The sequence below is a fragment of the Massilia sp. R2A-15 genome (genome assembly GCF_030704305.1).
In the GTDB taxonomy this organism is placed as follows: domain Bacteria; phylum Pseudomonadota; class Gammaproteobacteria; order Burkholderiales; family Burkholderiaceae_D; genus JAFCUW01.
In genome coordinates, this window is sequence record NZ_CP131935.1 from 1,825,408 (window position 1) to 1,850,129 (window position 24,722).

A 24,722-nucleotide genomic window follows, 5' to 3' on the forward strand; every position below is an offset into this window, starting at 1 on the left:
CAATGCAAATCGAACTCACAGGAAAAGTCGCGCTGGTCACTGGCGCGGCAACGGGCATCGGCCAGGGCATTGCGTTGGCGCTGGCCCGCTGCGGCGCCCATGTTGTCGCCAATTATTTTGGCAATCCGGAGGCGGTGACGCAAACGGTCGATGCGATCCGCGCCGCTGGCGGAAGCGCGACCGCGATCGAAGCCGACGTGTCCGATCCGGGCCAGGTCCAGGCGATGTTCGAACGCGCCGACAGCGAGTGCGGATCGCCCGACATCCTGATCAACTGCGCCGGCATCGATGGGCACAGCGCGCTGGGATGGGACGCCGATCCGGCCAGCTGGCGCAAGGTAGTCGAGGTCAACCTGTTCGGTTCCTTTTACTGTGCGCAGGCGGCGCTCAAGCGCATGACCGCTCGGCGCGCCGGCGTCATCCTCAATATCACGTCGGTGCACGAGACCATTGCCTGGACCGGCTACAGCGCCTACACATCCAGCAAGGCGGGGCTGTCGATGCTGACCAAGACGCTGGCGCAGGAGGCGGCGCCGTTCGGCGTGCGGGTGCTGGCGCTGGCGCCCGGCGCGATCCAGACCGCGATCAACCAGGAGGTGTGGAGCGACGCGGCCGGCTTGCCGGACCTGCTGGAGAAGATCCCGTTGAACCGCATGGGGCAGGTTGGGGAGATTGCCAAGATGGCGGCGGTGCTGGTGTCCGATCTCGGCTCGTACGTGACGGGGACGACGGTGCTGGTCGATGGCGGCATGACCGACTACCCAAGCTTCGCGCATGGAGGTTAGCGCGCGAGATGAACCCCAATCACTACGACATCGTCATCATCGGCAGTGGCGCCGGCGGCGGCACGCTTGCCCTTAGCCTTGCGCCCGAGGGCAAGCGCATTCTGATCATCGAACGCGGGGATTTTCTGCGCCGCGAACAGGACAACTGGAATCCGTCCGCGGTGTTCGTGCAGGCCAAATACCAGTCGCCGGAGATCTGGCGGGACGGCGAAGGCCGCGCGTTCCGGCCCGGAATTCAATACTACGTGGGCGGAAATACGAAATTTTACGGCGCCGCTTTGCTGCGCCTGCGCGCGGAAGACTTCGGCGAAATACTCCATCACGGCGGCGTTTCGCCGGCCTGGCCGGTGAGCTACGCGCAGTTCGAGCCGTATTACTGCGCGGCAGAAGCGCTGTTCCATGTACACGGCGCCCGTGGTGCGGATCCGACCGAGCCGCCTTCATCGCGACCTTACCCCTATCCGCCGGTGTCCCACGAACCGCGTATCGCCGAACTCGCCACGGCACTGACCGGCGAGGGCTTGCATCCGTTTCCCTTGCCGCTTGGGATACTGCTGGACGAGCATGAGGGCAAGGTCGACCGGCACAGCCCATGCATCCGGTGCGATGCCTTCGACGGCTTTCCATGCCTGCTCGGCGCCAAGGCGGATGCACAGACGATTTGCTTGGAGCCGGCGTTGACGTATCCGAACGTCACGCTGCTGACCAATGCCTATGTGGAGAAGCTCGGCACCGATGCGGGCGGACGCAACGTCAACAGTGTTCACGTTCGCCGCGGCGGCGCGTCGGAAATCTACAGTGGCGACATCGTCGTCGTTGCCTGCGGTGCGATCAATTCCGCGGCACTGTTGCTGCGCTCGGCCTCGCCCCAGCATCCGACAGGACTGGCCAATAGTTCCGATGTCGTCGGTCGCCACTACATGCGCCACAATAATTCGGCCTTCATGGCGGTGAGCCGGCGCCGCAACGACACCGTGTTCCAGAAGACCTTAGCAATCAACGATTACTACTTCGGCGCGCCCGACTGGGAATACCCGCTCGGCCACATCCAGATGCTCGGCAAATCCCACGGCGCCACAATGGCCGCGGAACTACCAGCCTGGCTGCCGTTTCATCCGGAGCTGGCGCTATCCGAACTGGCCGGCCACGCGATCGATTTCTGGCTCACGTCGGAAGACTTGCCCGACCCGGCCAACCGCGTCACGCTGGCCGACGATGGCGGCATCGTGCTCAATCTTGCGCCGAACAATATGGAAGGCCACCACCGGCTGCGCGAAAAGCTGCGCGAGATGCTCGATGCGATGGATTGCCATCCGCACCTGCTACCTCGCAATCTGTATCTCGGCAAGGATATTCCGATTGGCGGCACAGCCCACCAAAACGGAACGATTCGCTTCGGCAGCGATCCCGCTACGTCCGCGCTGGACGTCAACTGCAAAGCGCATGACCTCGACAATCTCTATGTTGTCGACGCCAGTTTCTTTGTGTCGTGCGGTGCAGTCAATCCTTCGCTGACCATCATCGCCAACGCGCTGCGCGTGGCCGATCATCTGCGCCAGCGGATGCGCTGACGGGGGGGCTCAGGCTACGACGCGCAGCCCGACGTGCAGCGGTGCGGGCACGGTAGAGAGCTGACGAGCATCGATGACACCCGGCGCTGGTGAAGCGCTGACGTGACCTGGAAGCAAACCCTGCGAGTAGTTCGTTGCGCCGGCGCGTTTCGGCGCGCTTGTGCGACGGCACATGGGGGGAAACTTCCATCGTCGCCGACGCGGAGATAACTTCGTGATCGTCGTTGCCGCTGCGCTCGGCCTGTAGCTCCTGCTGCGATCCGGTACGATCTTGCAATGGTCGGCTCGACCACGGTGGCATGCCCCGCCTTCTGAGCGAACGGGGGCGATCGTGAAGTTACCCCAAGCGAATCAGCATTCCGTTGCCTTGCATCGTCACAAGCCTGGCCGATACAGCAGCGGTAGCACGGTGCGTGGCCGACTTGCAGCGCTTGTCGTCGCCGACTTTCGCCTCTACAGTTGTGGTCGCCTGCGATAACTCCGGTGTCGCTGGTGAACCGGAACTGCGCCAGCGCAGTCATTCGAATGGACCGTTGATTACGCATGTGTAAGAACGCGCCACGTGAGCATTAACCTGTCGCGGTTGTAATTTCGAAGGTGAGGGAATTGAACTATGATTTCTGCGTCGTGCAGCGCCCGACTGCGCGCGGCTTCGTTTCACCATTGATGACTATGAGTACGGCGCGTAATTTTATAAGGCAGGCGAAGCGAGACAGCATCGTCATTGCAGATCTCTGCAAGGTGCATCAGGCGCTGGAGCTGCTTCATGATGCGCAGATCCCGTTCGGTGCTGATGGCTCGTTCATCGACCTTGAGCGCGAGATCGATGCACTTGAGCGGGCACTGCGACTGCTTGGGATGGAATAGTGGTCGCGGTCTTGCGGCGTGTCCCGCTGCCGCGCCGCCATATGGTTTCCCCTGGAACACATGATTAACGCTCCATGTCGCGTTCAATTCAAGAGTAGCTTTTCCGGATAACGTCTCCGCGAAGCGCCTGTTCGTTCAGGGAAACGATCAGCAAACGATTCCGCTGGTCAGACCGATTTTGTAATTTTTCCAAACTCGCGTTCACTCGGCCACTCCCACAGAAATAGCACGAGGTCGCAGGTCGTGTGCGGGCCGAAGATATTTTGCGTGGCACTGCGACTGACGCGCAAGCGCATTTATCCTCTGTGTGCTTGCGTGGTGATTGAATTTCGTGGCGGTTCGCACGGATGTGTTATTTTGAATTGCGCGATATCGTTCAGCCAAGCATTCCCCTTCGTGCTTTTCGTGAAGCACACGCAAAAGCCGCAGAACCGTTTTTCTACCCCACTCTGTTAGGAATGGGACGTGGGAGGGCGGTACGCCTGATGCAAAAAGCGAAACGAAAGATGCCATTCATGTCACAACGAAATTCGCGATACTATTGCTAAAGTACAAACGCTCCGCGCTGGCAGTGAAAGTTGGTTTGAAGCGGTGAGCCAGGTAAATAAGGCCAATAGCGATCACATGGGCGAGGAGGAGCGCCAGGGCTTGGCCGATTTTCGTCAAACCGTGGACCTGAGCACTCGTCACGATCTAGCAATAGAATTTGCGGTTTTTGAAGCCAAACATTTCAGCGGAGTGGTCCTCAAGAAATCGATCCGTCTACGTATGTGGAGACTCAATAGGTCGACTCCGACCGCAATCCGGGCCAAGAAGGGCAGCTGCTTTCCATTACCTGTAGGCGTAAAAAAGCGGGCAATTGCCCGCTTCGTTGACCTGTGGCCGAATCGCCTTAGGCGGCACAAGCCTTTCCATGGCTGACGTGGAACCCTTTGCTCTTTGCATCTGCTTCAGTCATGTACTCGCCTTTTTTGGTCTTACCGTAATATTTATCGTTGGCGCAGTGATAGACCTTGCTCGAAGTATTGACCCACACCTTACCGGCTCCTCCGCCGGCGGCCGGTGCGGCTGATGCAGTCGCTTCATTTGTTGCTTTCACGCTAGAACTCGGAGCGGGCGTTGTAGCTGAACTAGCGGCGGTGGAAGCTGCCACTGCTGTCGACGCCTTCTTATCCACTCCACCGTGGCCGCTACACGCACCGCGCATGCTTGCGCCGTCAAAACTTGTGCCGTCTTTGCACATGGCATGGACAGCGGCAGCTTGGGCACTAGCGGCGGTTTTTGCTGGCGGGGTCGATGCGGCTTGTGAAAATGCTGAGCCGCTGATCAAACAGCAGGCCAAGATGGAAAGTGCTGATATTTTCATGGGATAACTCCGGTTAGCGCACGAAAATACGTGCTTGTTAGTATCATGTTCCATCGAGAGAAATTTCGACGCTCGATACGTCGTGCGTTCCCTAATGCAGGGCGCGCAAACGCGGATCACCTCACTCCGTAGGTATCGGCTCTCAAACGACGTCGAGTCACTGGACCTTGCTCGACAACGGAAGGTCCGCTTTTGGCCGGTTGCAGACTGTCGCGACCGACAGTTCTCAACCAAACTCGGCCTAGGACGTACAGAAACTGAATGCCTGCTTCCGGCCAGCGACGGTAATCAGGGATGCTCCGGGGAGCTGATCATTTGTCTACGCTTCGAAGCTGTGGTCCTCGTGCCCCGTCTTTCTCACAAGAGTATGTATTTTCCCGTACAGAAAAACTGCCCTCATGAGAGTAAATGATTTGCTCTATTTCGTTCTCACTGCCGTGGTCACCACACGCCAAATCCGTAATTGTGGTTTTCCTACCTGCTGCCAACAAGGCCATCCATGCGCCGCGTTGCAGAACAAGTGGGCGCTCCGGATGAGCGGCCGTTGAGAAAGCGTGCAATTTAGGAAACTTCCGGGAAATACCAATAAGCATGGCTTCCTGTTTGCCACAAGGCACGTTCCCTACCTGTAGCAGGAAACTCGCCTTCATTCCGTCTTGCGTAAAATCTCTGAGATCCATAACATCGACAGGCGATCGTTTCCGCAGTTCGATTTCAAACTCACGCACCTTGGTGCGGTCACCGAAATCGTCGCTAGGGTCGTTCAGCCTGCGCGGTAAAAGCACCAGTGCGGCATTTCCGTTATCAGCCGGGTTGTCGAATTCGGCAAATAGTGGAGATAAGTCCATACTTTCGAGCAACGCGTCGTTATGTTTTCGCTCCAGGAACAAATGACCCTGTTCGCCGTACGTAAAGCCACTACAGGGACATGTAACTGCTTGGGTCATTTCCAAGGCTGAGCAAACAGGTCGCACTGGCCCTGACCACCTGAGCGTCCATTCCTCGAGGGTTCCATCGACAACGACCGTACGACGCTGGCGAATGGTATCTGCTGCCCACAGATTTACTGTAAGAAGAGAAAAAAGCGCTGCAAAGCACAAACGGATGAGAAGCATGTCATTTCAACGTAAAAATAAGCTGAAGACGAATTTTATAGCGGATCATCCATTATGACGTCTGCTCCCGACCCATTGCGGACGTTCGGAAATACTGCTGTTGATCAGGCCAACGGCGGCTGTGGGCCGGTTGCGGTGGCCGCAAGAGCTCCGCCGAACAGATCGCGCAGCGTAACCGCCTAAACGCCGGGCACGCGTCGCCAACGCATCATCACATGCGTGAGTGCAAACGCGACGCTGCATGACAGCAGAAATCCCGGCACCGTCCAATCGACTGGCCCTTCGCCACCTTTCGCGCATTGCATTGCCGTCCCCGCCGCACAGATGAGACTCGTTGCCGAGAACAATAACAGCGGCTTCAGGCGGACCATGAAACTCGCGCTGAATCCGGCTCCCCTCTTTCGGTCGATCAGGCTCGCAATCCACGGCGAAACGAAAAGAGCCCGCTTCATGAATATCGACGTAACACAGAAAAATACGATAGGCATAGCCATGACGATCAATTGCATCTCCGGGGGCATGGGCGTCGAACAGAATTCCTGTTGCCCACCTAGTGCAAAGTTCGCCAGGTTGGCGCCAATTGCCAAGGTCCAGATCGCTGCAATCAGGGCAGTCGATTTTGACCGGGACGAATCATTGGTGACCGCCGGTACAGCGGGAGCGCTTGGCGCGCTATTAGATTTCGGCGGCGCATCCCTGCTGAGTGCGACGAAGCGCCACGTCATCAAGGCAAGGAACGAGAACAGAACCCAAATTCGGGCAAACATCGAATACAAGCCGCGGTTGAGTTGATCATATTGCTCCTGGCTAATTTCGCGATCTGCCCCTCGATTGAAGCTCTCGAAGTAATGTGAGCCATCGGGCGACGCATGCCAGTTATGACTGGTCGCGATGCTGCCGTCGGGCGCTGGTCCCATGTCCCATGGCGTATCGACCCAGTTGGGAGCGGCGACTAGTGCAGCTACCACGGCGACAATCAGGATTGGGCGGGCAAATAACTCGCCGGGTCGCGGCATGGAACGGTGGAGCGGGCGCCCGCTGAGTCCGCGCACAGCAAACATGCCAAATGCGAATACGGCAATGATGGCGACGTGGTTCCACATTAGATACGGGACGATGCGCGACCATTCTAGGCGTGTGCATGCGATGACCGCGAACAAGCTCACGGCTACCAATACGGTCGATACCCACATGAACTGGCGCGCGCGCCGAAGGCTACGCATGGCATTGACGGTCTCATCGGGAGCTGTCGAATTATCGGGCTTAGCTATCTCTTTCAAGTTTCCTCCGCGACCTGCTGACGCCACTAGAACGCGACACCCGTCTCCAGGAACTGAATCGCGACCACATCTCCCTGTACGGCCACTATCTCGAAACCGGCACTAAATTGGAGCTGGATAGAAATGAGCATCGGACTCCTCGAACAGCTAAGTGAATATCCGAATGACCGCTACTAGTCGAATGGGGACTGCTGCGAACGGAAATACGATTGTTCATAAAATTCCTACACGAGGATTTCTGTCTCCAAATTGGAGCGAAGATCGATTTGCTGTTCTACCGGTGATAAAACCAGTTCAGCCAGGAACCGAGCAACAGGATTCCAAGCACGCCAAGTATCACTATCGAGCAATGGGAAGCTTTTCGCATGGCCGGTTGTCGATACAAATCCACTGCAGCGATCGACACGAAGTACATCAATGCAATAAAATTGATGACGGCTAGTCCGAATAGAACCAGCAGTGTGATTCCTCCGCCTGTGGAATGCGGATTCAAAATATTGTTGATCGGTGACGGTAAATACATGGCCGCGAAAAGCATGATTACCAGCATTCCAACAAGCAATGCTAGACATGTGAGGCAGCGTGCAACACGTCGAAAAGGAGGCTTTAACGGCTCATTTTTCATTAAAGTTTGTATCAGTTTCGTAACTGAATTTTTCAACACTATAGGCCGGTATCCGACCTCGGTGTATGTCCGTTGCCGCGCGAAGGAGGACGTCTATCTCATGCGACCTCAAAGGGGCACTCTTGGCCGCATCCTGCCGTTGGACTCAGAATAACATCTAGTCATAATCGAAAACTCTCGCAATGTCACGACCGGCAGGACCCGACCCAAACCAGACGTTCGGGTGGGCCTCAAAATTTATCTAAGAAAACGCTGCGTAGCGTGTCGCCTGCGTAAGACAGCGGTTGGAAAGTTTGTAACCAGTTCGGATCAATCGTTCTATTGGACGCCTTTTTCATTTTTAAAATTGAGGTAGCAATTTGCAGCCATAGCAGCCAAGAAGCAACCAAAGGCTACATGAGACGGCCATAATGGCAGTACCCCCAAAAAGCGGTCGGCAATCACGCAGATCGCCCACAGAAGGCCAAGAAATAAGTATGGTAGTCGCCAAGTGTGACGGATGGCTATCGAGGAACGGCTATGAAGATAGAAGAAAATCACAGTGGTTGCTGAAGCTCCACCGATCAGTACGAAAACGTCGGAAATGATGTTCATACTTACCTATTTGGGTTGTAAGGTGAGCAAAGGACTGCTTTTGGCCGAACTCGGCCGTTTGGCCGAGCATAGCACCTTGCCGAGCTGAAAAAGTCACGCTCTGTCACGAGCGGCCGCAACCGACCCATTCCAGACGTTCGCGTCGATCTAGCCTCTCTGTTTCAAAATACTCTGTGAACATTAAGCCAACACCACTGTAATACCGAGCCGCTCTAGCTCGGCAACAAAGTCGGCTGGCGTGTCTCGCTCAAGCACCATGCTGTTCGCCAATCCAATATCACCAATCTTGCAACGGGACGCCGCGTTGATCTTTTCGATGGTGGCTAACACGATGGTCTCTGCCGCTTGGACGGACAACGCGCGTTTGACGTATGCCTCTTCCAGATCGCCCGTACTCAGGCCACCGCGAAGATGCACGCCGGTAACGCCCATGAAAAACATATCTGCACGAACGTGCCCGAGTGCCTCGATAGCCGCCGCGCCAACGGTCACCATGGAATGACGGAACAGTCGCCCACCGATCAGGATCACTTCAATGTCGCGGTGGCCAGCAAGCTCGACTGCCACGTTTGGGCTGTGTGTCACTACCGTTGCCGCCAGAGTCTTCGGTAGACAACGTACCAATTGGATTGAGGTAGTGCCGCCGTCGAGGATGATTGTCTGTCCGGGGGCAACCAACTGGGCGGCCGTGCGGGCGATACGCTCCTTGGATGGACTAGACAGATTCTCCCTCACCGACAGGTCTGCCGCTGCCGGGGAGGCTGGTAACGCTCCGCCATGCACCCGTTGCAGCAGGCCTTCGGCAGCCAGCTCTCGGAGGTCGCGCCGAATCGTATCTTCCGATACCGCATATCGTTCGCTTAGAGTTTTTGCGATTACTTGGCCGTCGCGGGTCAAGGTGTCCAGAATTTCGCGTTTGCGCTGAGAGGTAAGCATGAAGTCACGAAACCATTTGAAGTTGAACGAATTTGCATGTTAGCATGAAGCAGCTAACTCGAGGAGTAGAGATGATCCCAACTGCTGAGCGTGTCCGTATCGTCGATGTGCAGATCCTGTCCGACGACTGGTACGTGCTTAAGAAGACAACTTTCGACTACCTTCGACGCGATAACGTCTGGCAGCGTCAAAGTCGCGAAACCTATGACCGTGGCAACGGCGCAGTGGTATTGCTGTACAACCTGGCGCAAGGGACCGTAGTGCTGACGCGGCAATTCCGGTTACCTGCCTTCGTCAATGGACATGAGGGCATGTTGATCGAAGCTGCGGCTGGCTTGCTGGACGCAAGCTCTCCGAAGGAACGTATTTGCCAGGAAGCCGAAGAAGAAACGGGCTACCGCACACACGCAGTGCGGCCGATATTCGATGCCTACATGAGTCCTGGGTCAGTCACTGAAAAACTGCATTTCTTTGTGGCCGAGTATGACGCAATGTCAAAGGTCGACTCAGGCGGTGGAGTCGAGGCGGAGGGCGAAGACATCGAAGTGCTGGAGCTTCCGTTCCCCCAAGCGCTGGAGGCGATCGCGTCCGGTGAGATACAGGACGGCAAAACTATCATGCTGCTGCAGTACGCGGCCCTACATCTGTTCACAGGAGTTTGACCATGGCATCCAAAATGATCCTCATTGCAGGACCTTACCGCTCGGGTACAAATGGCGACACCGTGCTCATCGCAAAAAACCTCGAACGCTTGGAGGCGGCCGCGTTGGCGGTGTACCGACTCGGTCACATGCCCATGATTGGCGAATGGGCCGCGCTTCCGCTCGCGACTCAAGCAGGTTCGACTGAAGTAGGCGACTGCATCAGCCAACAGTTCCTATATCCAGTGGCGGCCCGGATGCTGAGTCACTGCGATGGTGTGCTGCGTATTTCGGGCGCTTCAGGCGGCGCCGATGGTGATGTCAGGCTAGCTCACGAGCTGGGCTTACCGGTCTATTACGAATTGGCAGAGATTCCAGCGGGTTGAGCCCAGTGTGAGAGTTCCGATGTCTGCTCTTGGCCGAAAGCAGTCTAACCCGACACCATCGCTATCGACCGGCGATGCTCGTCGGTGGGTTGTCGGCTGTTGTGGTAGGCGCAAGCCCTTACTGCAGCGGAAGGATCCAAAATTGCTGTTGCGCCGACAACAGCTTTGGTGACCAGGGAGGATTGACCACGACGATGTCACGCACGCCCATGCGAGCAAAGTCGTCAACGGAATAAGTCCAGCCGACGGTATTCGGATTATTTTTGTAGATCGGCTGGTAGCGCTCCTCCTGACCCAACGAGACGAGGTCCTCCCGCACGCCGAGAGCCTTCAAATAGGTCAGCTCCTGCTGTGCAGTGGCCTGCATATCTTTTAACATCCCGGACGCCATTTTCTTGATCTCCTCCGACGGCCCTGCGGACAGCATCTTGTTGGTGGCCTCGGCGACGCGCAGGTACAAACTGTTTGCCCCGCCGTGAAACCCAATGACTGCAAAGTTGCTGACAACCTTGCGTCCTCCGGCTGGGAACACGTAGTTGGCGCATGAGGAAAGGCAATATTCCATGACCTTCACGTCAAGCTTGCGCGCTCGTACCCAGCGGCCAAGAGCCATTCCCGGAATCACGTTGCCTCCTTGGCTCTGGATGGAAAGTACTGTCGGTTTGTCCGTCAAGCTGTCGTACAGCGTGAAAAGGAGCTGGTTCGCTAGTTCGTCAATTTCGCCCACATAGATTAATTCGCCGTCGGCGACATATATATGGGTAGGGGCGGAGCTAGTCTCAGCGTGGAGACCGGAGATGCCTGAAAGGAGCAACAGGCAGGAAAGGATCGCGTTGCGCATCGTCATTTTCGAGTCATGGACACTCTGGAATTGTACGACGCCAATTTTGCGCGAAAGCTCACGAAAACTCACCGCCGAGTAAAAAACGCGACTGCTTATCAATCAAATGTGTTCTGCTTTTGGCCGGTTGCCGCCGTTCGGGCATCAAGCCGCAGGCGTGATGGTCAGCGCCTGGGCCCAAGCGGGTTCATCGCAGCCGCACCGGCCTGTCGCATCTGCACGGCGTTCAGGCTTTCGATTGCGCCAAGCCGCATATTCATCAACCCGGATTGCAACTTTATCGCTTCGATTATAAGTCTCACTTCTGACGATTCAGCTTTTGCGGCCAATTCGTCAAAGCGTGGCCACATGGCACGAATCTGATCACTCATAGCTTGCCTTTTTCAAAATCGACAACATATCACGAGCTCGCAACGCTTTCCAGCTCCTGTTTGCGAACGCTCAATCTCACAACGGTCGTCCGCTCGAAAAGGGTCACGGTACGGCCATCCGGCATGCGGAAGCCACGGTACAGGCGCGAGCGGGTGGACTTGTCGGGATCGACCATGGCGCCGAGACTCTCGAAATGCGCGAACTGTGTGCGAGCTAAGTCCCCGGTGGGAACGCCAGATTGGCCTTGATCGGCCGCCGGCAGGAATGCGATATGGTAGCGGTCTAGGTTGGCATCGCACTCCGGCAGGTGGCCGTACCTTTTGTCTTCGGCGGACGCCTGCGCGTGGGCTTCGGCAAACCCGGGAGCGTCAGGCGGCGAACCGAGTCCGCACGACGGCGTGCCGCCCAAGGCGGCTCCGCAATTGAGTAGGAAAAAAATATTCTTGTAGCCGGTTTCAAAAACGCGCGTCCTGTCGCCTATGGATCGAGAAAATTTTTGCCTATTTTTCGAAAAACGGGCCAACTTTCGCGGGAGCCGCCCCTAGCACACTAATGCCAATATGATAACGTGTTGCTTTAATGATCATTGGAAGTCCACTTTATGTGGCGCTTCTGATCGCCGTGGCAACGCACCAAGGAGGCGTCAATGCAAAATCCCACTGTCCGAGGCAGACGAAACGCCAAAGACAAATTCTTATTTCAATCAGAAATTTTTACCCGATATTTGACACCTGGTCCCAAAGAAGATGTCCATGACTGGTGCCCTGACTATGTTTTAGATCTACTTGTCGAACTACGAGAGCAAGCACGGGGAATGGACTTTTACCCACCTCAAGAGGATGCGGAGGACATCCGCATTTCAATGTTCGATCGGCCAACGAGCGAGATTTGTGAGCTTGTTGACTGGACAGTTAGTATTTTTAATCGAACAGTAGCAAAGGAGCTGCGCAATCGTGCATTAAGTGTTCAAGAGATTTTGCGTGGTGAGCCCATGAGGGAAGGGTGGTCGTCACGAAATTCATTGCGATTGATGTTTGAGGGATGGGGTGAGGACGGGGACGAGTGGGGCACTGACTACGTGTCAACAGAGATTTTCCCTTTCACTGGGGGCGAAGATCCGCTTGCAACACCAGGCAATCTATGTGCTGCCTTCGGGTTAGCAATTCTTGACCATGCGTTGCTCTTGCGCAGTGCGCCGGACGGTGACAACGTAATAGAGAGCTATGGGGCTGCATGGTATTTTGCTCTCACGGCACGTTCACTAAACCGGCAACATATGGGCTATCAGTTTGACCTTAAAGTCCACAGCGACCGAATGTCAAAAGCTGCGGCAAAACGCTATTTAAAGGACCCCAAACAGGTAATCAAAGCTCAAGTTAAAGAGCACTGGCAGCGGTGGAGAGAGCAGCCGAATAGCTACATCTACACGACCGAGTTCGCGCGAGCGATGCAGGACAAATGGCCTGATGAACTGACCAGTGAGCCGGTAATTTGCAAATGGGTACGTGAGTGGAACTCGGCTGTCAAATAGCATTCTGCATGCACAGTAAGTACCGTGCTTGCACAGGTCTTTCGGAAAGAGTCAGGGCGCTTGAAAATGGACAGATGGAGCTGATCGTGACGACACAGTCTCTATCCAATCAATCCAGGAGTTCGACATGCAAAATTTTTTTTCCGCCGACACACTGCACGCCATCGCCCAGCTTGTCATCGTGCTCGACCAACACCCGATCGGCGCCGGGGTGCTTTTTTTCATCGTCGCTGCCGGCACTATCGCTACCTGGCGACGTCGGTAAAACCTGGCTGATCTTTTGCTGCAAAAGATCAGCCATAACTTCATGCTTGCCGGGATAGCAACAACCCCGTACACTCCTCCGTGCCGAACGGCAGCTGTCTCCCAATTTTGGTCGATCAGTGTACGGCAACCGCCGACCCGGTGAACAGGAAAAACGGGAAGCTCGCTAAGTGGGAACGAGGCTGACGTGGAAACGTCGTATTTTGAAAATGCCTGGTTAGGGTCGAAGAAAAACTTAGCGCTAGGTCCGCTTACGACCCAAAGCGGACGATTGTATATAGCGAACCACATACCTCTCAATGGAGAGAAGACTTCACATTCGCATGCGGATTTGGTCAGCTATCAGGCGGTATTCCATGGGAGAAACGTCGTAATCATCTCTTCCAGGCGACGCGCGCCTCCAGTAGCAATGAACTTTCTTGCTCCACTTTGCAGCTGATCCATTCAGCGTCGCAAGTTGTATCGCCCCCGCTGGATTGACGTGAACACGCAGCCCAGCACGCTTGTCTCGCCTAGATCGACCTCTGGGAAGCGCTGAACAATTGCTGATTTCTGTGAAGAAGACCCTCTCAACAGAGCCGCGTTTTTGGGTGCCAATTGTCATTCAACAGTCACCAAATTTTGATGATCATGACCAGTCTAGATAAGTGGCGCGGCTAGTGGCCGATCAAGGTTGTGCAGAAGCGCAGCCACCACGGCGAAAAATACAACCACACCGAGATCAACTGGATGGTCAGCAGCCAAACCAGCCCCGCGACCATTGCGGGATGGAGGCGTCGCCGCGTGACCAGGTCGTAACCGACCATGATGGCAAACAGTACATTTACGCCCAGGTAGAGGAAGGTGAAATTGCCCCAAAAATGATCGCGGCCGATCATTTCAGTGATCCATTTGCCGGTCCAGCGCGCATAGCCTGCACTGGCGATCATTATTGTCGCCATCAATATCAAGCGCTTATGCAGCGCAGCATCGGCGCGCCGTTTGAGGGCCACGCCAACCAGGCCGGCAAAGGCGACCATTAGAAAAATGGAGACAGCCAAAAAAGCAGGTCTGGATCTGGGTGTGCCAAACCGGTCGACCTGGATCGCGACCTCGGCCAACGGCCCGATGGCGATCATGACGACAGCCAAGAGCGCCAGCCCGCCTCCCAACTTTTTATGCGTGGCGCGGCGGTTTGTGCGTATCAGCAGGGCCTGCGTGGTCAATAGGGCCAGCCAAGCGACAAAGACGGCGGCATGCAGGTGAACGATCAGGGGATTGTCCTGCCTCTCGCCGGTGAAGTGTTTCAGCACTCCGGGGCCGAAGCCCATAATGACGCCCAGCCAGATCAAGCCTATCATGAAGAGAAAGAAATTTCGATCCCAGCGATGGTGGGCCGCGAATGCCTGTCCGGTCGATTCCATACCATTCCTTTTCATGTCGAACCGCTGTCATTTGATTAGATCGCGACTTAAAAGAAGCACAGTCTAGCTCGTAATTGCTCGCCAGAGGAGCCTGCTTTCTTAGCTTAGCAGCGGGTGTTGAAAAAGGCACGCATACCTTCGGGTGGCGCGGTCGCCCGCCGGTCTGGCTGGAGCGCATGCTGCGGATGTCTTCATCTCGATTGGATCGAAGACAATGTGATGAGTGAGGTGTTTGGTAAAGATTTCGTCGATGCACTCAGAACCGCTTACTTTGGCTGCTTCATCTCAGGCATCGTTGAAATGGCCACCGCCCTCGTTGCTGCCAAGAAAGTTAAGCAGGTTCTTTGTGAGAAACCGTGGACTAGTAAAGTGCTTCTTGTAAAGGCCCGCAAGCGGCGCATGGCGAAACTGATCTTCCGTAGGCGTGCCGCTTGAGGCGTTGACACCTTCGAGCACCTTGATTGGTTGGGTGAGGTCAAAAGTGCTGAACATGCTATTGATCTCGAACGCATATGCCTGTGCAAGTAGAACAGTACTTATTCTCGTGAGATCGAGACCAAAGAACGCGACTGACCTTTCAGCCCAAGCAACTAGCTCTTCTCGGGACATAGATACCGGCATAATTGTTATGACCTGTAACGGGCCACCTGCCAATTTGCGTAGTGGTTGCGTGAAACACAATGGATGGTGACATTAAGAAGCCGTCGGGCAACTCCGGATTGAGCATTTGGCGACCATCCGCTCCTGGCTGCTAACTCAACCGGCCGTTCGCAAGGCTCAGTGTATGGCCCGTATTGCTCTACTGGCAAGTAGGGTTTTGATAGACGTATCTAGTCGGGGCGCACCGACGCCAGCTTTTCGGCACGCTGGGGAAGCAAGAAAATCAGCGCGACCATGCAGGTGGCCAGTGCGGCGGAAGCGGTATATCTGCTGAGCGCCAGGCCGCCATTTGCCAGCGGCTTGTCGAGCAGATCTCCCACCGTCGCGCCGAGGGGGCGGGTGAGAATAAATGCCGCCCAGAACAAGCTGGTGTGCGAGATCCTGGTCCAGCGGTACGCGGCAATCACGAGCAACAGTCCGCCCGCAAACAGCAGGGCTCCGCCTTCATACCCGAAGCCCCAGCCGGTTTTCGGATCGGCGACCCAGTCTCCCAGCGCTGTGCCCAGGGTTTGCGAGAACAGGATCGTCACCCAGTAATAGCATTCGGCTTTGCGCGTGTCGAGACGGTTAATCGATACTGAACCGAGAGAACGATGCCACGTGAACAATGATGCCATCAACAGGGCGAACAGGAGCGTTGATCCTCCCATGTACCCGATTCCCAGGGAACGATCGCAAAAGTCGGCCAGGGTCGTGCCCACGGTCGTGGTGGCAACGATGACGCTCCAGAATAACAAGGGGTGGAACTGCTTCGCGCGGATCTGGACGATCAGCGCGACGATCAGAATGGCAGCAAAGATTGCGGTTCCCACCAGGTAGCCAAGATTCATTGACATGGTCACTGCGTCGCCGGCAGTCTCTCCCAGCGTCGTGGCGGCAATCTTGATCAGCCAAAATCCGAGGGTGACGGCAGGCACCTTGCCAAAGTGGTCCTGGAGGTGAGCGGGTGGAGCGTCTTTTAGTGTGTTCATTCTTATTCCTGCGAAAGAGGAGCGCGGGCGCGCGCAAACCGTACTCGCCGCGATACTGCGCATCAGGAAATGAAGGGAGCGCTCAGGTCCGGTGGGCGCATGGATTCGATGCGCCAACAGCACGTGGTGGAAGATGCCTTCCCGCAAACCCACATGATAGAGAGTTTGTGGTCAACGCTGTGTTCGCTGGTTCACCAAAGATGCGAAGTTGACGCAAGCTGGACCGTCGCAGCGGCAGGCATCCCAAGGATAGCCCGCGGTTGCGCGTCACTCACATCCCGGGGAGAAGATTCAACGACCGGATCGGCTGCAAGACAGCAGTCGACACCGCGCGCGGCCCTTATGGCCGAATTCAAAATGGCAGCTCGGCGGGTACGCGATCTCGACAACAACGTTTCCAGCGGGCAGGCCGGCAATTACAATTCGGTAATGCATGCCCGCCACCAATCGGACGCGGCGATTGCGTCGTTATCATGTTCGTTGACAGTCATGAGTGGGGGGCACGATGAATTGGTGGTCACAATGCTCGGAACGGCTGGCGGAGAAACGGCGCGCGCGACACGTCGGTTTGGAGCGCTCTCCCGCGGCTTTCGCCGCGCCGTTGTGGTTTTGCTCGCATCTTCGGCTGACCACGCCACTGCGTGCCCTGCGCTTGCATGGCGCGGTAAACGCTCCGGGCGTTCGTTCGCACGACATGGAAGAGGGACGGATTACGGGATACTGGCGTGTTGCGGGCGACGGGACTCAGCTGGTGCCGTCGTTGATTGGCATGGTGCCTTGGCAGGGCGGTGAACTGCTCGCGTGCCTGATCGCGATTCGAGAGATTGTCGAGTCGGACATAAGTATCGACGAGCGTATCGGAATGCTGTCGCGCGAGATGACGGCGCCGCGCTGGCCCGGCCTGCGTGACCATCCGGCGCTCGCGCTTCCAGAAATGGTCGAGCTGTTCTTCCCTTCATTCCTGCACAGCGTGCCGGGCCTGTCTGCCCATACCGTGCGTGCCATGATGATGCTCGGGATGGATACGCCGGCGAAGATTCTCGCCCAGGATCCTGCAGCGCTTCTGGGATTGAAAAGGGTCGGCTCGGCCACCCTTGCCACTCTTCTCAATACATGTCGCCGCGCAGCGGCGTTTCGGCCCGACTCGCGCACCGATGCGGTGGAACGGTAGCCCCCGAATCCTGCAACGAAGTCAGCGACAGGGGCGCAAACGATAGGGCGCGGGGATATTGAAGTTCGGCGTTCGTGGAACATAAGGTGCACATCGTTTTCACCAGGATGGACGGGTTGAAGTCCAAGACGCGCGCCGGTCTGCTCAGCCGACCCATACAACGATCAGTGCGGCGATCAGGCAGTACAGGCCAAACAGGTACCACCGGCCTTGCTCGAGCCAGCGTGACAGCCAGCGCAGTGCAAACAGACCGGTCAGGAAGCTCAGCACCATGCCGAGCAAGCCTGGCGCGAGGGAATGGAGGAGGTCGTGCGCGCCCGCAGCGCCGGCCGCGTGCTCCACCGTGTACAGCCGGTAGCCTTCTTTGGCGATCACCACCGGTGTCAGGATCACTGCCAAGGCGAAGCTGAACTGTTCTGCACGGCGTCGCTCGACTCCCAGCGCAAGCCCGGTCGAAATCGTCGCGCCGGAGCGCGAAAATCCACGAAACGGAAGGCAAAGCCCCTGCACCGCGCCTATCCACAGGGCGCTGCGCATCGATACGTTGTTCAAGCCGGACGCGGCTATTCGCGCCGAGATGATAATCAGGATCCCCGCCGCCGCCAGCGCTGCGGCCATGAGGTGTGCATTGCCGAACAATTGTTCGATCTCAAATTTGGATGCGTTCGCTGCGACGAAATGTTTGATCCCCTGCATCAGCGCCAGGCCGACTACGCCCGTCGCCGCTGTCGCCACCATGAGGCGGGCGCCATTGCTGGTGAATTGTTGTGCCGAACTGAAGTAAGTCTCGCGCCAGGACTTCCAGAAATTGACGATCACGGCGAACATTGTCCCGGTGTGCAGCATCACCAGCAGCAGCGTCATCTGCGGCGCGGTGGGATCGAGTCCCATCAGCTTTTCCGCGACAATGACATGCGCGGAACTGGAGACCGGCAGCAGTTCAGCAATGCCCTGGACTGCGGCAAGGATCAGGATTTGCAAGGTGTTCATTCAAGCCTTTCGAAAAATTAATGTGACCCATTTCGGGAAGCGCCGAGATCATTCCGACGCTGGGCTGGCCATACGCAAAGGGTGCGATGGGGCCGTTGTCGCGTAATCGAAACGACTGCATCGGCTGGTCCAACGGCGCGCCCGTTGCGCCGCGCGCTGCTCAGGCATATGATCGATCATGACATCAAAGGAGTCCAGCCATGCCGCCAACCAAAACCAAGGTGCCAACGCCGCCGCGACGTCGCGTATCGGCGAACGCCGCCCCTGTGGTGAAGAGCATTGCCGCGCCTCCGCCGTACGCCGTTGCCGCCGCAGCGGACGTCGATGCGCCTGTCGTCGCCCGGTCCAAGCGGGCGCCTAAGCAAGAGAATCGTCTGAAAGTTTCGCATCGAATGACCGCATCGCAATCGGCCTTGCTCGATGAGTTAAAGTCGCGCAGCGTGCGCCTGGGACACGCCGCCAAGAAAGGTGATGTCATCTTTGCGGGACTGCAGCTGCTAAATAGGCTGTCTGAAAAGGGATTTGAGGCGGCAATTCTTCCATTGTTAGCCACGCCGAAGTTCAAGAAGAATGCCGCGCGCAAGAAGCCCGCGACGCAGCCGAAAGCATAGGGATTCCGCAACGCCGTATGTGGCGGTGGTCGAAGTGGGCCGTTGCAGATTCATGGTGTCTGTGGCGAACGCGTCGGTTATTCAGGGTGCGCAAGAAAAATGGCCGCGTTGATCCACGCGGCCTCCAAAACAACGCTCAAGGGAGCTACCTCATGGATTATCGATGGTTTCTCCGCGCATAGGCATTACCGTTCCGTCAGAATACCGGCATGCACGACCCATCCTGGTTCGCCCATCTGGGCACGTGCTGACGCTATCGAGGCGTGTCGCAATTAGCGGTGCCTCGCCCGGAGAATTCGCGCGTCGCGCGTACGCGGTACAAGCCCTTCTGCAGGAGACAAGTGATGCACGCTCACCCGCAATTGATTCACACCAGGCTCGAAAAGCTGCACCCGACCCAGATCACGGTCGGCAAGCGAGAGGTCGCCCTCAAGCGCAAGCACTGGGGGGCGATGGGCCGCAAAGCGCGCATTGCCGCCTTGTCCAGCCATTGGTTTCCCGCCGTCGCCGGCCCGGGCGAGCGCTTTTACATCGTCGACCATCACCATTTTGGCCTGGCCTTGCTGGAGGAGGACGTTAAGACGGTCAGCCTGATGCTGCTGACGGACCTCTCCTGGCTGGGATTGCCGCACTTCTGGAACGTGATGGATCATCACCAATGGGTCCACCCCTACGACAGTCAGGGCCAGCGCTGCGGATTCGATGCGATACCTGGCCGGCTTACGGCGATGCACGACGATCCCTACCGGAGCCTGGCGGGCGAGGTGCGGCAGGCGGGCGGCTTTTCAAAGGACGTCACGCCATTCAGCGAATTCCTGTGGGCCGACTTCTTTCGCGCACGCATAGGGCGCAAGCTGCTCGACCACGATTTTCCGGCGGCCTTGCACAGGGCAATCAAGATCGCCGGCGCCCAGGAGGCGCGCTATTTACCCGGATGGTGCGGCGTGGCGGAGAAGGCATAGATGCCGGACTCGCAAGCGGTGCCTGGCAGGCGCGCGAGGTTCGCGGCGCCCGCCTGGCCTGACCTGATCGCCGGGCTGTCGCTGGCGGGCTTGCTGCTGCCGGAGGCGGTGGCCTATTCCAGCATTGCCAATCTGGCGCCCCAGGCGGGGGTGATCGCCCTGTTCGCGGGACTGGTTTGCTACGGGGTGCTCGGTACCAGCCGTTTTGCGATCGTCTCTGCGACCTCTTCATCGGCGGCGGTGCTGGCTGCGGCGTCGGCCACCATGAGCAATGGCGCCAATGCGCTCAGGCTGACTGTCGCCGTCGCGATGGTGATGCTAACCGGCCTGTTTTTCGTCCTGGCGGGGGCGGCCAAAATCGGCAACGTGTCCGATTTCATCGCGAAGCCGGTGTTGCGCGGCTTTGCATTTGGCCTGGCCATCGTCATCATTCTCAAACAGCTTGCCAATGTGGTCGGCGTGCATCCGGCGCGCAGCGACATGATCCGCTTCGTTATCGATCTGGTTGGCCAGGCGCGGGTCTGGAACTGGCCCGCGCTCGGCGTCGCCGTTGGTGCACTGGCACTGTTGTTCTTCCTTGCGCGCGTGCCGCGCCTGCCCGGCGGGCTGCTGGTGATCGCATGCGGCGTGGGCGCTGGCCAATGGCTGCAGCTGTCGCAATACGGCATCGGTTTGGTCGGGACCATTCATCTGGACCTGGCGGTTCCCACCGTGCCGGCGCTGTCCTATGTCCAATGGCTGCGCGTGGGCGAGCTCAGTCTGGCAATGGTCATGATCCTGTATGCGGAATCGTACAGTTCCATTCGCAGTTTGGCGATGAAACATGGCGACGCCGTCGCACCCAACCGTGACCTGCTCGCCATCGGCGTCGCCAACCTCGTGTCCGGTATGTTTCATGGCATGCCGTCAGGGGCTGGCTATTCGGCCACTTCAGCTAACGAGGCAGCCGGCGCCTCGTCGCGGTGGGCCGGCTGGTGCGCCGCAGCGGCGCTCCTCGTCATCGTCCTTACGATGCTGCCGCTCATAGCGCTGACGCCGGAACCGGTGCTGGCGGCGATCGTCATCCACGCGGTCAGTCACACCTTGCATCCAGCCGTGTTCCGTCCCGTCTTTGCGCTCCATCGCGACCGACTGGTGGTGGCCGCGGCCGTGATGGCCGTGCTGGTGTTTGGGATTTTGGATGGCTTGCTGGCGGCAGTGGCTGTCAGCCTGGTGATGCTGCTGCGCAGGCTGTCGGAGTCATCCGTCACCGTTCTCGCCCGGCTCGGCGATGGACACGATTTCGTCAGCAGGATCGTCTATCCGCAAGCCGAGCCGGTGCACGGGATTCTCATTCTGCGTCCGGATACCGGCTTGTTCTTCGCCAACGCCGACCGGATCATGGCGGAAGCGCGGCGCCAGGTCACGGCCGCCGGCGAGGACGCGCTGGCGGTCATCCTCAGCCTCGAAGAATCACCCGATCTGGACAGTTCGAGTTTTGAAGCGATCAGAGATTTTTGCGCCGCCCTCGTTGCCGAGCAAAAGCTAGTGCTGTTCGCCCGGCTCAAGCCTCCTGTGTTATCGCTGCTTGGCCGGGCGCATATTCCTGGATTGGCGGAGACCGCCCTCGGCGACCTGAGCGTCGATGATGCTGTGAGCGCGGCGCAAGGCTTGCTCTCGGCGCGAGCCCGGCGGAGTGGGATGTCCGCGTCCGAAGCAAGCGCGAAACCCTGATACCGCAAGCGCTTTCGAGCGCCCTGTGCTGGACACGGCCGAGGACGATGCCTTGCCAGCGGCGAGGACTCAGCGTTAATTCTCGAACAGACATGGCTGGCGCGGGCGCGGATCATGGCACTTGCGCATGGACCCATCCAGGCGAATAAACGAAGTACTTTCGCTGCGGCCCCCGCGCGCCTGGTCGCGCTGCTGCAGATTCCAGCGATATGCGAAGCGATCGATGCTCCCAGCCTTCATCTTCTATTTCGTACTCTTCTGCCTGCTGTTCTTATTTCCGGCGGGGTTGCTCTACTTGGTGTTGCTGTTCCTTGAGCACGAACGTCAGTTATGGCGGCGGATCGCCCCTGAAGTCGACCCGCTCGCGCGGTGGCTGGCCCGCCGCGGCGGCTTGGACGCCCTGCGCATGCATTTTCCACGTGCGACCCGCGCGCTGCTGCATCGGCTGACTCTGCGCGACCCCTTCGGGCTGCCGGCCACAGTGACACTGCTCCTGATCGGCATTGGCGCTTGGGCGTTGCTGCGGGTACTGCGCGGACTCGCGTCGGGCGATCCGCTGGCGATCCTTGATCTTCGACTGCATAATGCGGTTCCGCTGTTTCGGACAAGCGACATCACTCGATTCATGTTGTTCATCACCGAATTGGGCAGCCCTGTCACGTTAGCGCTTCTGTGCTGCGGTTTCGCGCTGCTGGCACTTTCGCGCAAGAAGGCGCGACTGGCCGCCAGCTTCGTGCTGGCAATCGGCGCGTCCTCGCTCATTTCCGTCGTGCTGAAGGCGCTCGTCCACAGTCCGCGGCCGAGCGATGCAATTGTCACTGCGCACGAAGCGAGTTTTCCATCGGGGCATTTCCTGACTGCTGTGGTGGTCTACGGATGGATTGCCGGCTTGTTGCTGGGCGGGCGATTGCGCGATGGAATGCGCGCCGTGGCTGCGCCCTTGCTGATGATCCTGGTGGGGCTGATCGGTTTGTCCCGGCTGTATCTCGGCGTGCACTGGCCGTCCGATCTGCTCGGCAGTCTCGCGGTGGCGCTGATGGTGCTGAGTGCACTGTTTTTCTTTTACTACGCAAAGCCGATTGCCTGGCTCGACACCTTTCAGCTGCCAGAGGGCAGGGGTGCGGCACGTGTCGCCGGCTATGGGGCGCTGGTGTTGACCTTGATCGCGCCTATGGTGTTGTACGGTCGCACGACACTGCTGCCTGGCGCTTCGCCCGCACCAAACAAGGCGCTCGAAAGTCTCAGCAGTGCGCTTCCCGCCGCGTTGTCGCCATGGTCCGAGGACCTGACCGGTGGACGAATGGAACCGGTATCGATGGTGCTGGTCGGATCGGCCGACCAGCTCAACGAGGCATTCGCACACGCCGGTTGGACCCGCGCGGATCCGCCGACGCCCGTGCTCCTGCTGAAGGAGGGGATTGCAGCCTTGCGCAACGATCCCGATCCGAGCGGCCCGGCGACGCCGGCCTTCTTCATGAACCAGCCGCAGAGCTATACCTTTGAAAAGCCCGACCTCGGGGCGCCCACGATTCGGCGGCGACATCATGCGCGGGTGTGGCGCACGGACGCCTGTCTGAACCCGGACTGCCGCCCGGTCTGGGTCGCTACTGCCAGCTTCGACGTGGGCATGGAACTTTCAAAGCCGCTGCACCTGCCGACGCACCGCATCGACCCCGCAATCGACCACGAGCGCGCCTTTGTTGCGGGCGAGCTCGGCAAAGTCGGCGCCACCCGCGACGGCATGCTTGCTATTGCGGGGCCGCAGCGCAATAAGAATGCGGCCGGCGACCCCTTCTGGACCGATGGCAATGCCGTAGTGATGAGGATGCCGTGAGCCGTCTCAGCGCTGATGCAACCCGGAACCTCTGCTTTCCCGCGCGGCCGTTCATCGGACCTCCGACCGCCCTGCCGCAACAGTGGCATGACCTGGCATCATGGGGCGCTCATCGCGCATCGTCGGCCTCGGGATCGACCGGCGTCGTGATCCCGGTAAGTCGCCGATCTTCTTGCCATCGCAGGGACCGTTCAGTTGGTTGAATCCGGCCCCGGCCATGTTGAGGGCGCTCTGCTGGAGCACGATTTGTCTTGCGTGGTCTACCTCGATCACGCGCTGATTGAACTGGTCGCTAATGAGGGTGTACTGCCACACGATGCGGCAAGAACGATCCACCACGATCACGCGCTCGTTGGCCTGGTCGGTAATCATCACATGCAGTCCGCGACGTCGCTGAAACTCCGACAGCACGACGGCGTGCACCGGTGTGTTGCGCTGGTGGAAGCCCGCGCCGCTGACGCCGGCCTGCCCTTACTGACATGCGATCCTGGCCCGATGGCTGACCAGCATCACTTGGTTGTCCGGGCAGCCGTTGACTGGATTCGAGCAGCCCGGTAGGGGCGGGGAACCCGTCGGGATGGCGGTACCGGATATCAGCGTGAATCGCCCGACCCCTTCGGCGTCGTTGACGCCGACGACGCTGTTCGGGCCCGGCTCGTCGGAGCCCGTGCCGAACTGCCAGACCACCTGGTGGGTGGCGGGATCGACCTCGATCACGCGATTGTTAGACTGATCGGCGATCAAGACGTGTGGCCGGTGATTGTGCGTGGCGCCGTCCGCCAACGCTTGGAATGCGGGCAATGTACCCGCGGCGCACATCAAGGCGATGCCGAACTGGCGCAAGCGAAGGGCACGTCGCGCCCTGTTCCCGAAGCGGAATCCATGATATTCCTCCGTTCTTTCGTAGCGCGGTTCGAATTTCAGAATAGCAGCCGGCACGGGAAATACAGCAGGCGCGAACGCGCTCCCGGATTAAATTTTCGACATGATTCCGATGCGGCACTACAGGGATAGGATGATTGCCGCGCCAGGGGGCACAGATTAAATTCTGGCCATGAACTCAAGAAAATGGGTGCGATGCAGTACTCTTCCGTGTAGCTCGCCTCGGATGCTTCTGGTCCGCCGACAGAGCGACAGGCGCTGCTTGCGCGCTCCGATCGCTAACTGCAATGTAATGCAACTCAATTCCAGGTGTGTGATTTTGACCGTGTCACTGATTCGATTATGTAGCAA

At 58.2% G+C, this 24,722-nt stretch carries 27 protein-coding genes; 12 read left to right on the top strand and 15 right to left on the bottom strand.

Features of this window, described 5'->3' with window-relative positions:
• Positions 1-2: 2 nt before the first annotated feature.
• From Q4S45_RS08305 to Q4S45_RS08315, 3 genes are all read left to right on the top strand, one after another.
• A complete protein-coding gene (locus Q4S45_RS08305; protein ID WP_305510872.1) occupies positions 3-785 on the top strand; it encodes an SDR family oxidoreductase in 783 nt (260 codons plus the stop codon).
• Between the two features lie 8 nt (positions 786-793).
• Entirely contained in the window at positions 794-2,356 is a 1,563-nt protein-coding gene (locus tag Q4S45_RS08310) for a GMC oxidoreductase (protein ID WP_305510873.1), read from the top strand.
• A 606-nt stretch (positions 2,357-2,962) separates the two neighbouring features.
• A complete protein-coding gene (locus tag Q4S45_RS08315) occupies positions 2,963-3,223 on the top strand; it encodes a hypothetical protein (protein ID WP_305510875.1) in 261 nt (86 codons plus the stop codon).
• A gap of 892 nt (positions 3,224-4,115) precedes the next feature.
• Here the strand turns inward: Q4S45_RS08315 and Q4S45_RS08320 are convergent.
• From Q4S45_RS08320 to Q4S45_RS08345, 6 genes are all read right to left on the bottom strand, one after another.
• Positions 4,116-4,589 (bottom strand): signal peptide protein, encoded by a 474-nt coding sequence (locus Q4S45_RS08320; protein WP_305510877.1) that lies wholly within the window; start codon positions 4,587-4,589, stop codon positions 4,116-4,118.
• A gap of 311 nt (positions 4,590-4,900) precedes the next feature.
• Complete coding sequence (locus Q4S45_RS08325; protein ID WP_305510878.1) at positions 4,901-5,704, bottom strand: hypothetical protein; 804 nt, start codon at positions 5,702-5,704, stop codon at positions 4,901-4,903.
• A gap of 179 nt (positions 5,705-5,883) precedes the next feature.
• Positions 5,884-6,984, bottom strand: coding sequence for a hypothetical protein (locus Q4S45_RS08330; RefSeq protein WP_305510879.1), 1,101 nt, complete (start codon positions 6,982-6,984; stop codon positions 5,884-5,886).
• A 274-nt stretch (positions 6,985-7,258) separates the two neighbouring features.
• A complete protein-coding gene (locus Q4S45_RS08335; protein ID WP_305510881.1) occupies positions 7,259-7,609 on the bottom strand; it encodes a hypothetical protein in 351 nt (116 codons plus the stop codon).
• 318 nt (positions 7,610-7,927) lie between these two features.
• Positions 7,928-8,203, bottom strand: coding sequence for a hypothetical protein (locus tag Q4S45_RS08340; RefSeq protein WP_305510883.1), 276 nt, complete (start codon positions 8,201-8,203; stop codon positions 7,928-7,930).
• 180 nt (positions 8,204-8,383) lie between these two features.
• A complete protein-coding gene (locus Q4S45_RS08345; protein ID WP_305510885.1) occupies positions 8,384-9,139 on the bottom strand; it encodes a DeoR/GlpR family DNA-binding transcription regulator in 756 nt (251 codons plus the stop codon).
• Positions 9,140-9,210: 71 nt separating this feature from the next.
• On the opposite strand from Q4S45_RS08345, the gene Q4S45_RS08350 reads away from it, so the two are divergent.
• Positions 9,211-9,801 (top strand): GDP-mannose pyrophosphatase, encoded by a 591-nt coding sequence (locus tag Q4S45_RS08350; RefSeq protein WP_305510887.1) that lies wholly within the window; start codon positions 9,211-9,213, stop codon positions 9,799-9,801.
• Positions 9,802-9,803: 2 nt separating this feature from the next.
• Complete coding sequence (locus tag Q4S45_RS08355; RefSeq protein WP_305510889.1) at positions 9,804-10,166, top strand: DUF4406 domain-containing protein; 363 nt, start codon at positions 9,804-9,806, stop codon at positions 10,164-10,166.
• Between the two features lie 118 nt (positions 10,167-10,284).
• Here Q4S45_RS08355 and Q4S45_RS08360 read toward each other — a convergent pair whose 3' ends face one another.
• The 3 genes from Q4S45_RS08360 to Q4S45_RS08370 all read right to left on the bottom strand — a co-directional run bounded on the left by Q4S45_RS08360 (position 10,285) and on the right by Q4S45_RS08370 (position 11,902).
• Entirely contained in the window at positions 10,285-11,013 is a 729-nt protein-coding gene (locus tag Q4S45_RS08360) for a hypothetical protein (protein ID WP_305510891.1), read from the bottom strand.
• Between the two features lie 158 nt (positions 11,014-11,171).
• On the bottom strand, positions 11,172-11,378 hold the full coding sequence (locus Q4S45_RS08365; protein WP_305510892.1) for a hypothetical protein: 207 nt from the start codon (positions 11,376-11,378) through the stop codon (positions 11,172-11,174).
• Between the two features lie 29 nt (positions 11,379-11,407).
• Positions 11,408-11,902: a hypothetical protein gene (locus tag Q4S45_RS08370; RefSeq protein ID WP_305510894.1), complete on the bottom strand. Its 495-nt coding sequence runs from the start codon at positions 11,900-11,902 to the stop codon at positions 11,408-11,410.
• A gap of 123 nt (positions 11,903-12,025) precedes the next feature.
• Here Q4S45_RS08370 and Q4S45_RS08375 point away from each other — a divergent pair, with 123 nt between their 5' ends.
• Positions 12,026-12,910, top strand: coding sequence for a hypothetical protein (locus Q4S45_RS08375; protein ID WP_305510896.1), 885 nt, complete (start codon positions 12,026-12,028; stop codon positions 12,908-12,910).
• Between the two features lie 109 nt (positions 12,911-13,019).
• Here Q4S45_RS08375 and Q4S45_RS08380 read toward each other — a convergent pair whose 3' ends face one another.
• Positions 13,020-13,211 carry a hypothetical protein gene (locus Q4S45_RS08380; protein WP_305510898.1) on the bottom strand — a complete coding sequence of 64 codons (192 nt, stop codon included), beginning with the start codon at positions 13,209-13,211 and terminating at the stop codon, positions 13,020-13,022.
• A gap of 619 nt (positions 13,212-13,830) precedes the next feature.
• On the bottom strand, positions 13,831-14,577 hold the full coding sequence (locus Q4S45_RS08385) for a hypothetical protein (RefSeq protein WP_305510900.1): 747 nt from the start codon (positions 14,575-14,577) through the stop codon (positions 13,831-13,833).
• A gap of 117 nt (positions 14,578-14,694) precedes the next feature.
• Between Q4S45_RS08385 and Q4S45_RS08390 the strand changes: the two genes are divergently transcribed.
• On the top strand, positions 14,695-15,012 hold the full coding sequence (locus Q4S45_RS08390) for a hypothetical protein (RefSeq protein ID WP_305510902.1): 318 nt from the start codon (positions 14,695-14,697) through the stop codon (positions 15,010-15,012).
• Between the two features lie 395 nt (positions 15,013-15,407).
• Here Q4S45_RS08390 and Q4S45_RS08395 read toward each other — a convergent pair whose 3' ends face one another.
• The gene (locus Q4S45_RS08395; RefSeq protein WP_305510903.1) at positions 15,408-16,208 is read right to left on the bottom strand and encodes a hypothetical protein; all 801 of its coding nucleotides are present in this window, start codon (positions 16,206-16,208) and stop codon (positions 15,408-15,410) included.
• A 568-nt stretch (positions 16,209-16,776) separates the two neighbouring features.
• Here Q4S45_RS08395 and Q4S45_RS08400 point away from each other — a divergent pair.
• On the top strand, positions 16,777-17,379 hold the full coding sequence (locus Q4S45_RS08400) for a hypothetical protein (RefSeq protein ID WP_305510904.1): 603 nt from the start codon (positions 16,777-16,779) through the stop codon (positions 17,377-17,379).
• 144 nt (positions 17,380-17,523) lie between these two features.
• Here Q4S45_RS08400 and Q4S45_RS08405 read toward each other — a convergent pair whose 3' ends face one another.
• A complete protein-coding gene (locus tag Q4S45_RS08405; protein ID WP_305510905.1) occupies positions 17,524-18,369 on the bottom strand; it encodes an undecaprenyl-diphosphate phosphatase in 846 nt (281 codons plus the stop codon).
• Positions 18,370-18,569: 200 nt separating this feature from the next.
• Between Q4S45_RS08405 and Q4S45_RS08410 the strand changes: the two genes are divergently transcribed.
• From Q4S45_RS08410 to Q4S45_RS08425, 4 genes are all read left to right on the top strand, one after another.
• Positions 18,570-18,980 carry a hypothetical protein gene (locus tag Q4S45_RS08410; RefSeq protein WP_305510907.1) on the top strand — a complete coding sequence of 137 codons (411 nt, stop codon included), beginning with the start codon at positions 18,570-18,572 and terminating at the stop codon, positions 18,978-18,980.
• A 344-nt stretch (positions 18,981-19,324) separates the two neighbouring features.
• On the top strand, positions 19,325-19,942 hold the full coding sequence (locus Q4S45_RS08415) for a ParB-like protein (protein WP_305510908.1): 618 nt from the start codon (positions 19,325-19,327) through the stop codon (positions 19,940-19,942).
• On the top strand, positions 19,943-21,655 hold the full coding sequence (locus Q4S45_RS08420; protein ID WP_305510909.1) for a SulP family inorganic anion transporter: 1,713 nt from the start codon (positions 19,943-19,945) through the stop codon (positions 21,653-21,655).
• 223 nt (positions 21,656-21,878) lie between these two features.
• Positions 21,879-23,489, top strand: a complete 1,611-nt coding sequence (locus Q4S45_RS08425; protein WP_305510910.1) for an LssY C-terminal domain-containing protein — start codon at positions 21,879-21,881, stop codon at positions 23,487-23,489.
• A 51-nt stretch (positions 23,490-23,540) separates the two neighbouring features.
• On the opposite strand, the gene Q4S45_RS08430 is transcribed toward Q4S45_RS08425, so the two are convergent.
• Together Q4S45_RS08430 and Q4S45_RS08435 are read right to left on the bottom strand one after the other, a co-directional pair.
• On the bottom strand, positions 23,541-23,861 hold the full coding sequence (locus Q4S45_RS08430) for a hypothetical protein (protein ID WP_305510912.1): 321 nt from the start codon (positions 23,859-23,861) through the stop codon (positions 23,541-23,543).
• 99 nt (positions 23,862-23,960) lie between these two features.
• On the bottom strand, positions 23,961-24,332 hold the full coding sequence (locus Q4S45_RS08435; RefSeq protein WP_305510914.1) for a hypothetical protein: 372 nt from the start codon (positions 24,330-24,332) through the stop codon (positions 23,961-23,963).
• Between the last annotated feature and the right edge of the window lie 390 nt (positions 24,333-24,722).

Excerpts from the sequence above, each read along its gene's own strand:
- Q4S45_RS08305 (WP_305510872.1), top strand. The coding sequence starts at position 3 with ATGCAAATCGAACTCACAGGAAAAGTCGCGCTGGTCACTGGCGCGGCA.
- Q4S45_RS08310 (WP_305510873.1), top strand. The coding sequence starts at position 794 with ATGAACCCCAATCACTACGACATCGTCATCATCGGCAGTGGCGCCGGC.
- Q4S45_RS08320 (WP_305510877.1), bottom strand. The coding sequence starts at position 4,589 with ATGAAAATATCAGCACTTTCCATCTTGGCCTGCTGTTTGATCAGCGGC.
- Q4S45_RS08325 (WP_305510878.1), bottom strand. The coding sequence starts at position 5,704 with ATGCTTCTCATCCGTTTGTGCTTTGCAGCGCTTTTTTCTCTTCTTACA.
- Q4S45_RS08335 (WP_305510881.1), bottom strand. The coding sequence starts at position 7,609 with ATGAAAAATGAGCCGTTAAAGCCTCCTTTTCGACGTGTTGCACGCTGC.
- Q4S45_RS08340 (WP_305510883.1), bottom strand. The coding sequence starts at position 8,203 with ATGAACATCATTTCCGACGTTTTCGTACTGATCGGTGGAGCTTCAGCA.
- Q4S45_RS08345 (WP_305510885.1), bottom strand. The coding sequence starts at position 9,139 with ATGCTTACCTCTCAGCGCAAACGCGAAATTCTGGACACCTTGACCCGC.
- Q4S45_RS08350 (WP_305510887.1), top strand. The coding sequence starts at position 9,211 with ATGATCCCAACTGCTGAGCGTGTCCGTATCGTCGATGTGCAGATCCTG.
- Q4S45_RS08355 (WP_305510889.1), top strand. The coding sequence starts at position 9,804 with ATGGCATCCAAAATGATCCTCATTGCAGGACCTTACCGCTCGGGTACA.
- Q4S45_RS08360 (WP_305510891.1), bottom strand. The coding sequence starts at position 11,013 with ATGACGATGCGCAACGCGATCCTTTCCTGCCTGTTGCTCCTTTCAGGC.
- Q4S45_RS08365 (WP_305510892.1), bottom strand. The coding sequence starts at position 11,378 with ATGAGTGATCAGATTCGTGCCATGTGGCCACGCTTTGACGAATTGGCC.
- Q4S45_RS08375 (WP_305510896.1), top strand. The coding sequence starts at position 12,026 with ATGCAAAATCCCACTGTCCGAGGCAGACGAAACGCCAAAGACAAATTC.
- Q4S45_RS08380 (WP_305510898.1), bottom strand. The coding sequence starts at position 13,211 with ATGGCTGATCTTTTGCAGCAAAAGATCAGCCAGGTTTTACCGACGTCG.
- Q4S45_RS08385 (WP_305510900.1), bottom strand. The coding sequence starts at position 14,577 with ATGGAATCGACCGGACAGGCATTCGCGGCCCACCATCGCTGGGATCGA.
- Q4S45_RS08395 (WP_305510903.1), bottom strand. The coding sequence starts at position 16,208 with ATGAACACACTAAAAGACGCTCCACCCGCTCACCTCCAGGACCACTTT.
- Q4S45_RS08405 (WP_305510905.1), bottom strand. The coding sequence starts at position 18,369 with ATGAACACCTTGCAAATCCTGATCCTTGCCGCAGTCCAGGGCATTGCT.
- Q4S45_RS08410 (WP_305510907.1), top strand. The coding sequence starts at position 18,570 with ATGCCGCCAACCAAAACCAAGGTGCCAACGCCGCCGCGACGTCGCGTA.
- Q4S45_RS08415 (WP_305510908.1), top strand. The coding sequence starts at position 19,325 with ATGCACGCTCACCCGCAATTGATTCACACCAGGCTCGAAAAGCTGCAC.
- Q4S45_RS08420 (WP_305510909.1), top strand. The coding sequence starts at position 19,943 with ATGCCGGACTCGCAAGCGGTGCCTGGCAGGCGCGCGAGGTTCGCGGCG.
- Q4S45_RS08425 (WP_305510910.1), top strand. The coding sequence starts at position 21,879 with ATGCTCCCAGCCTTCATCTTCTATTTCGTACTCTTCTGCCTGCTGTTC.
- Q4S45_RS08430 (WP_305510912.1), bottom strand. The coding sequence starts at position 23,861 with ATGATTACCGACCAGGCCAACGAGCGCGTGATCGTGGTGGATCGTTCT.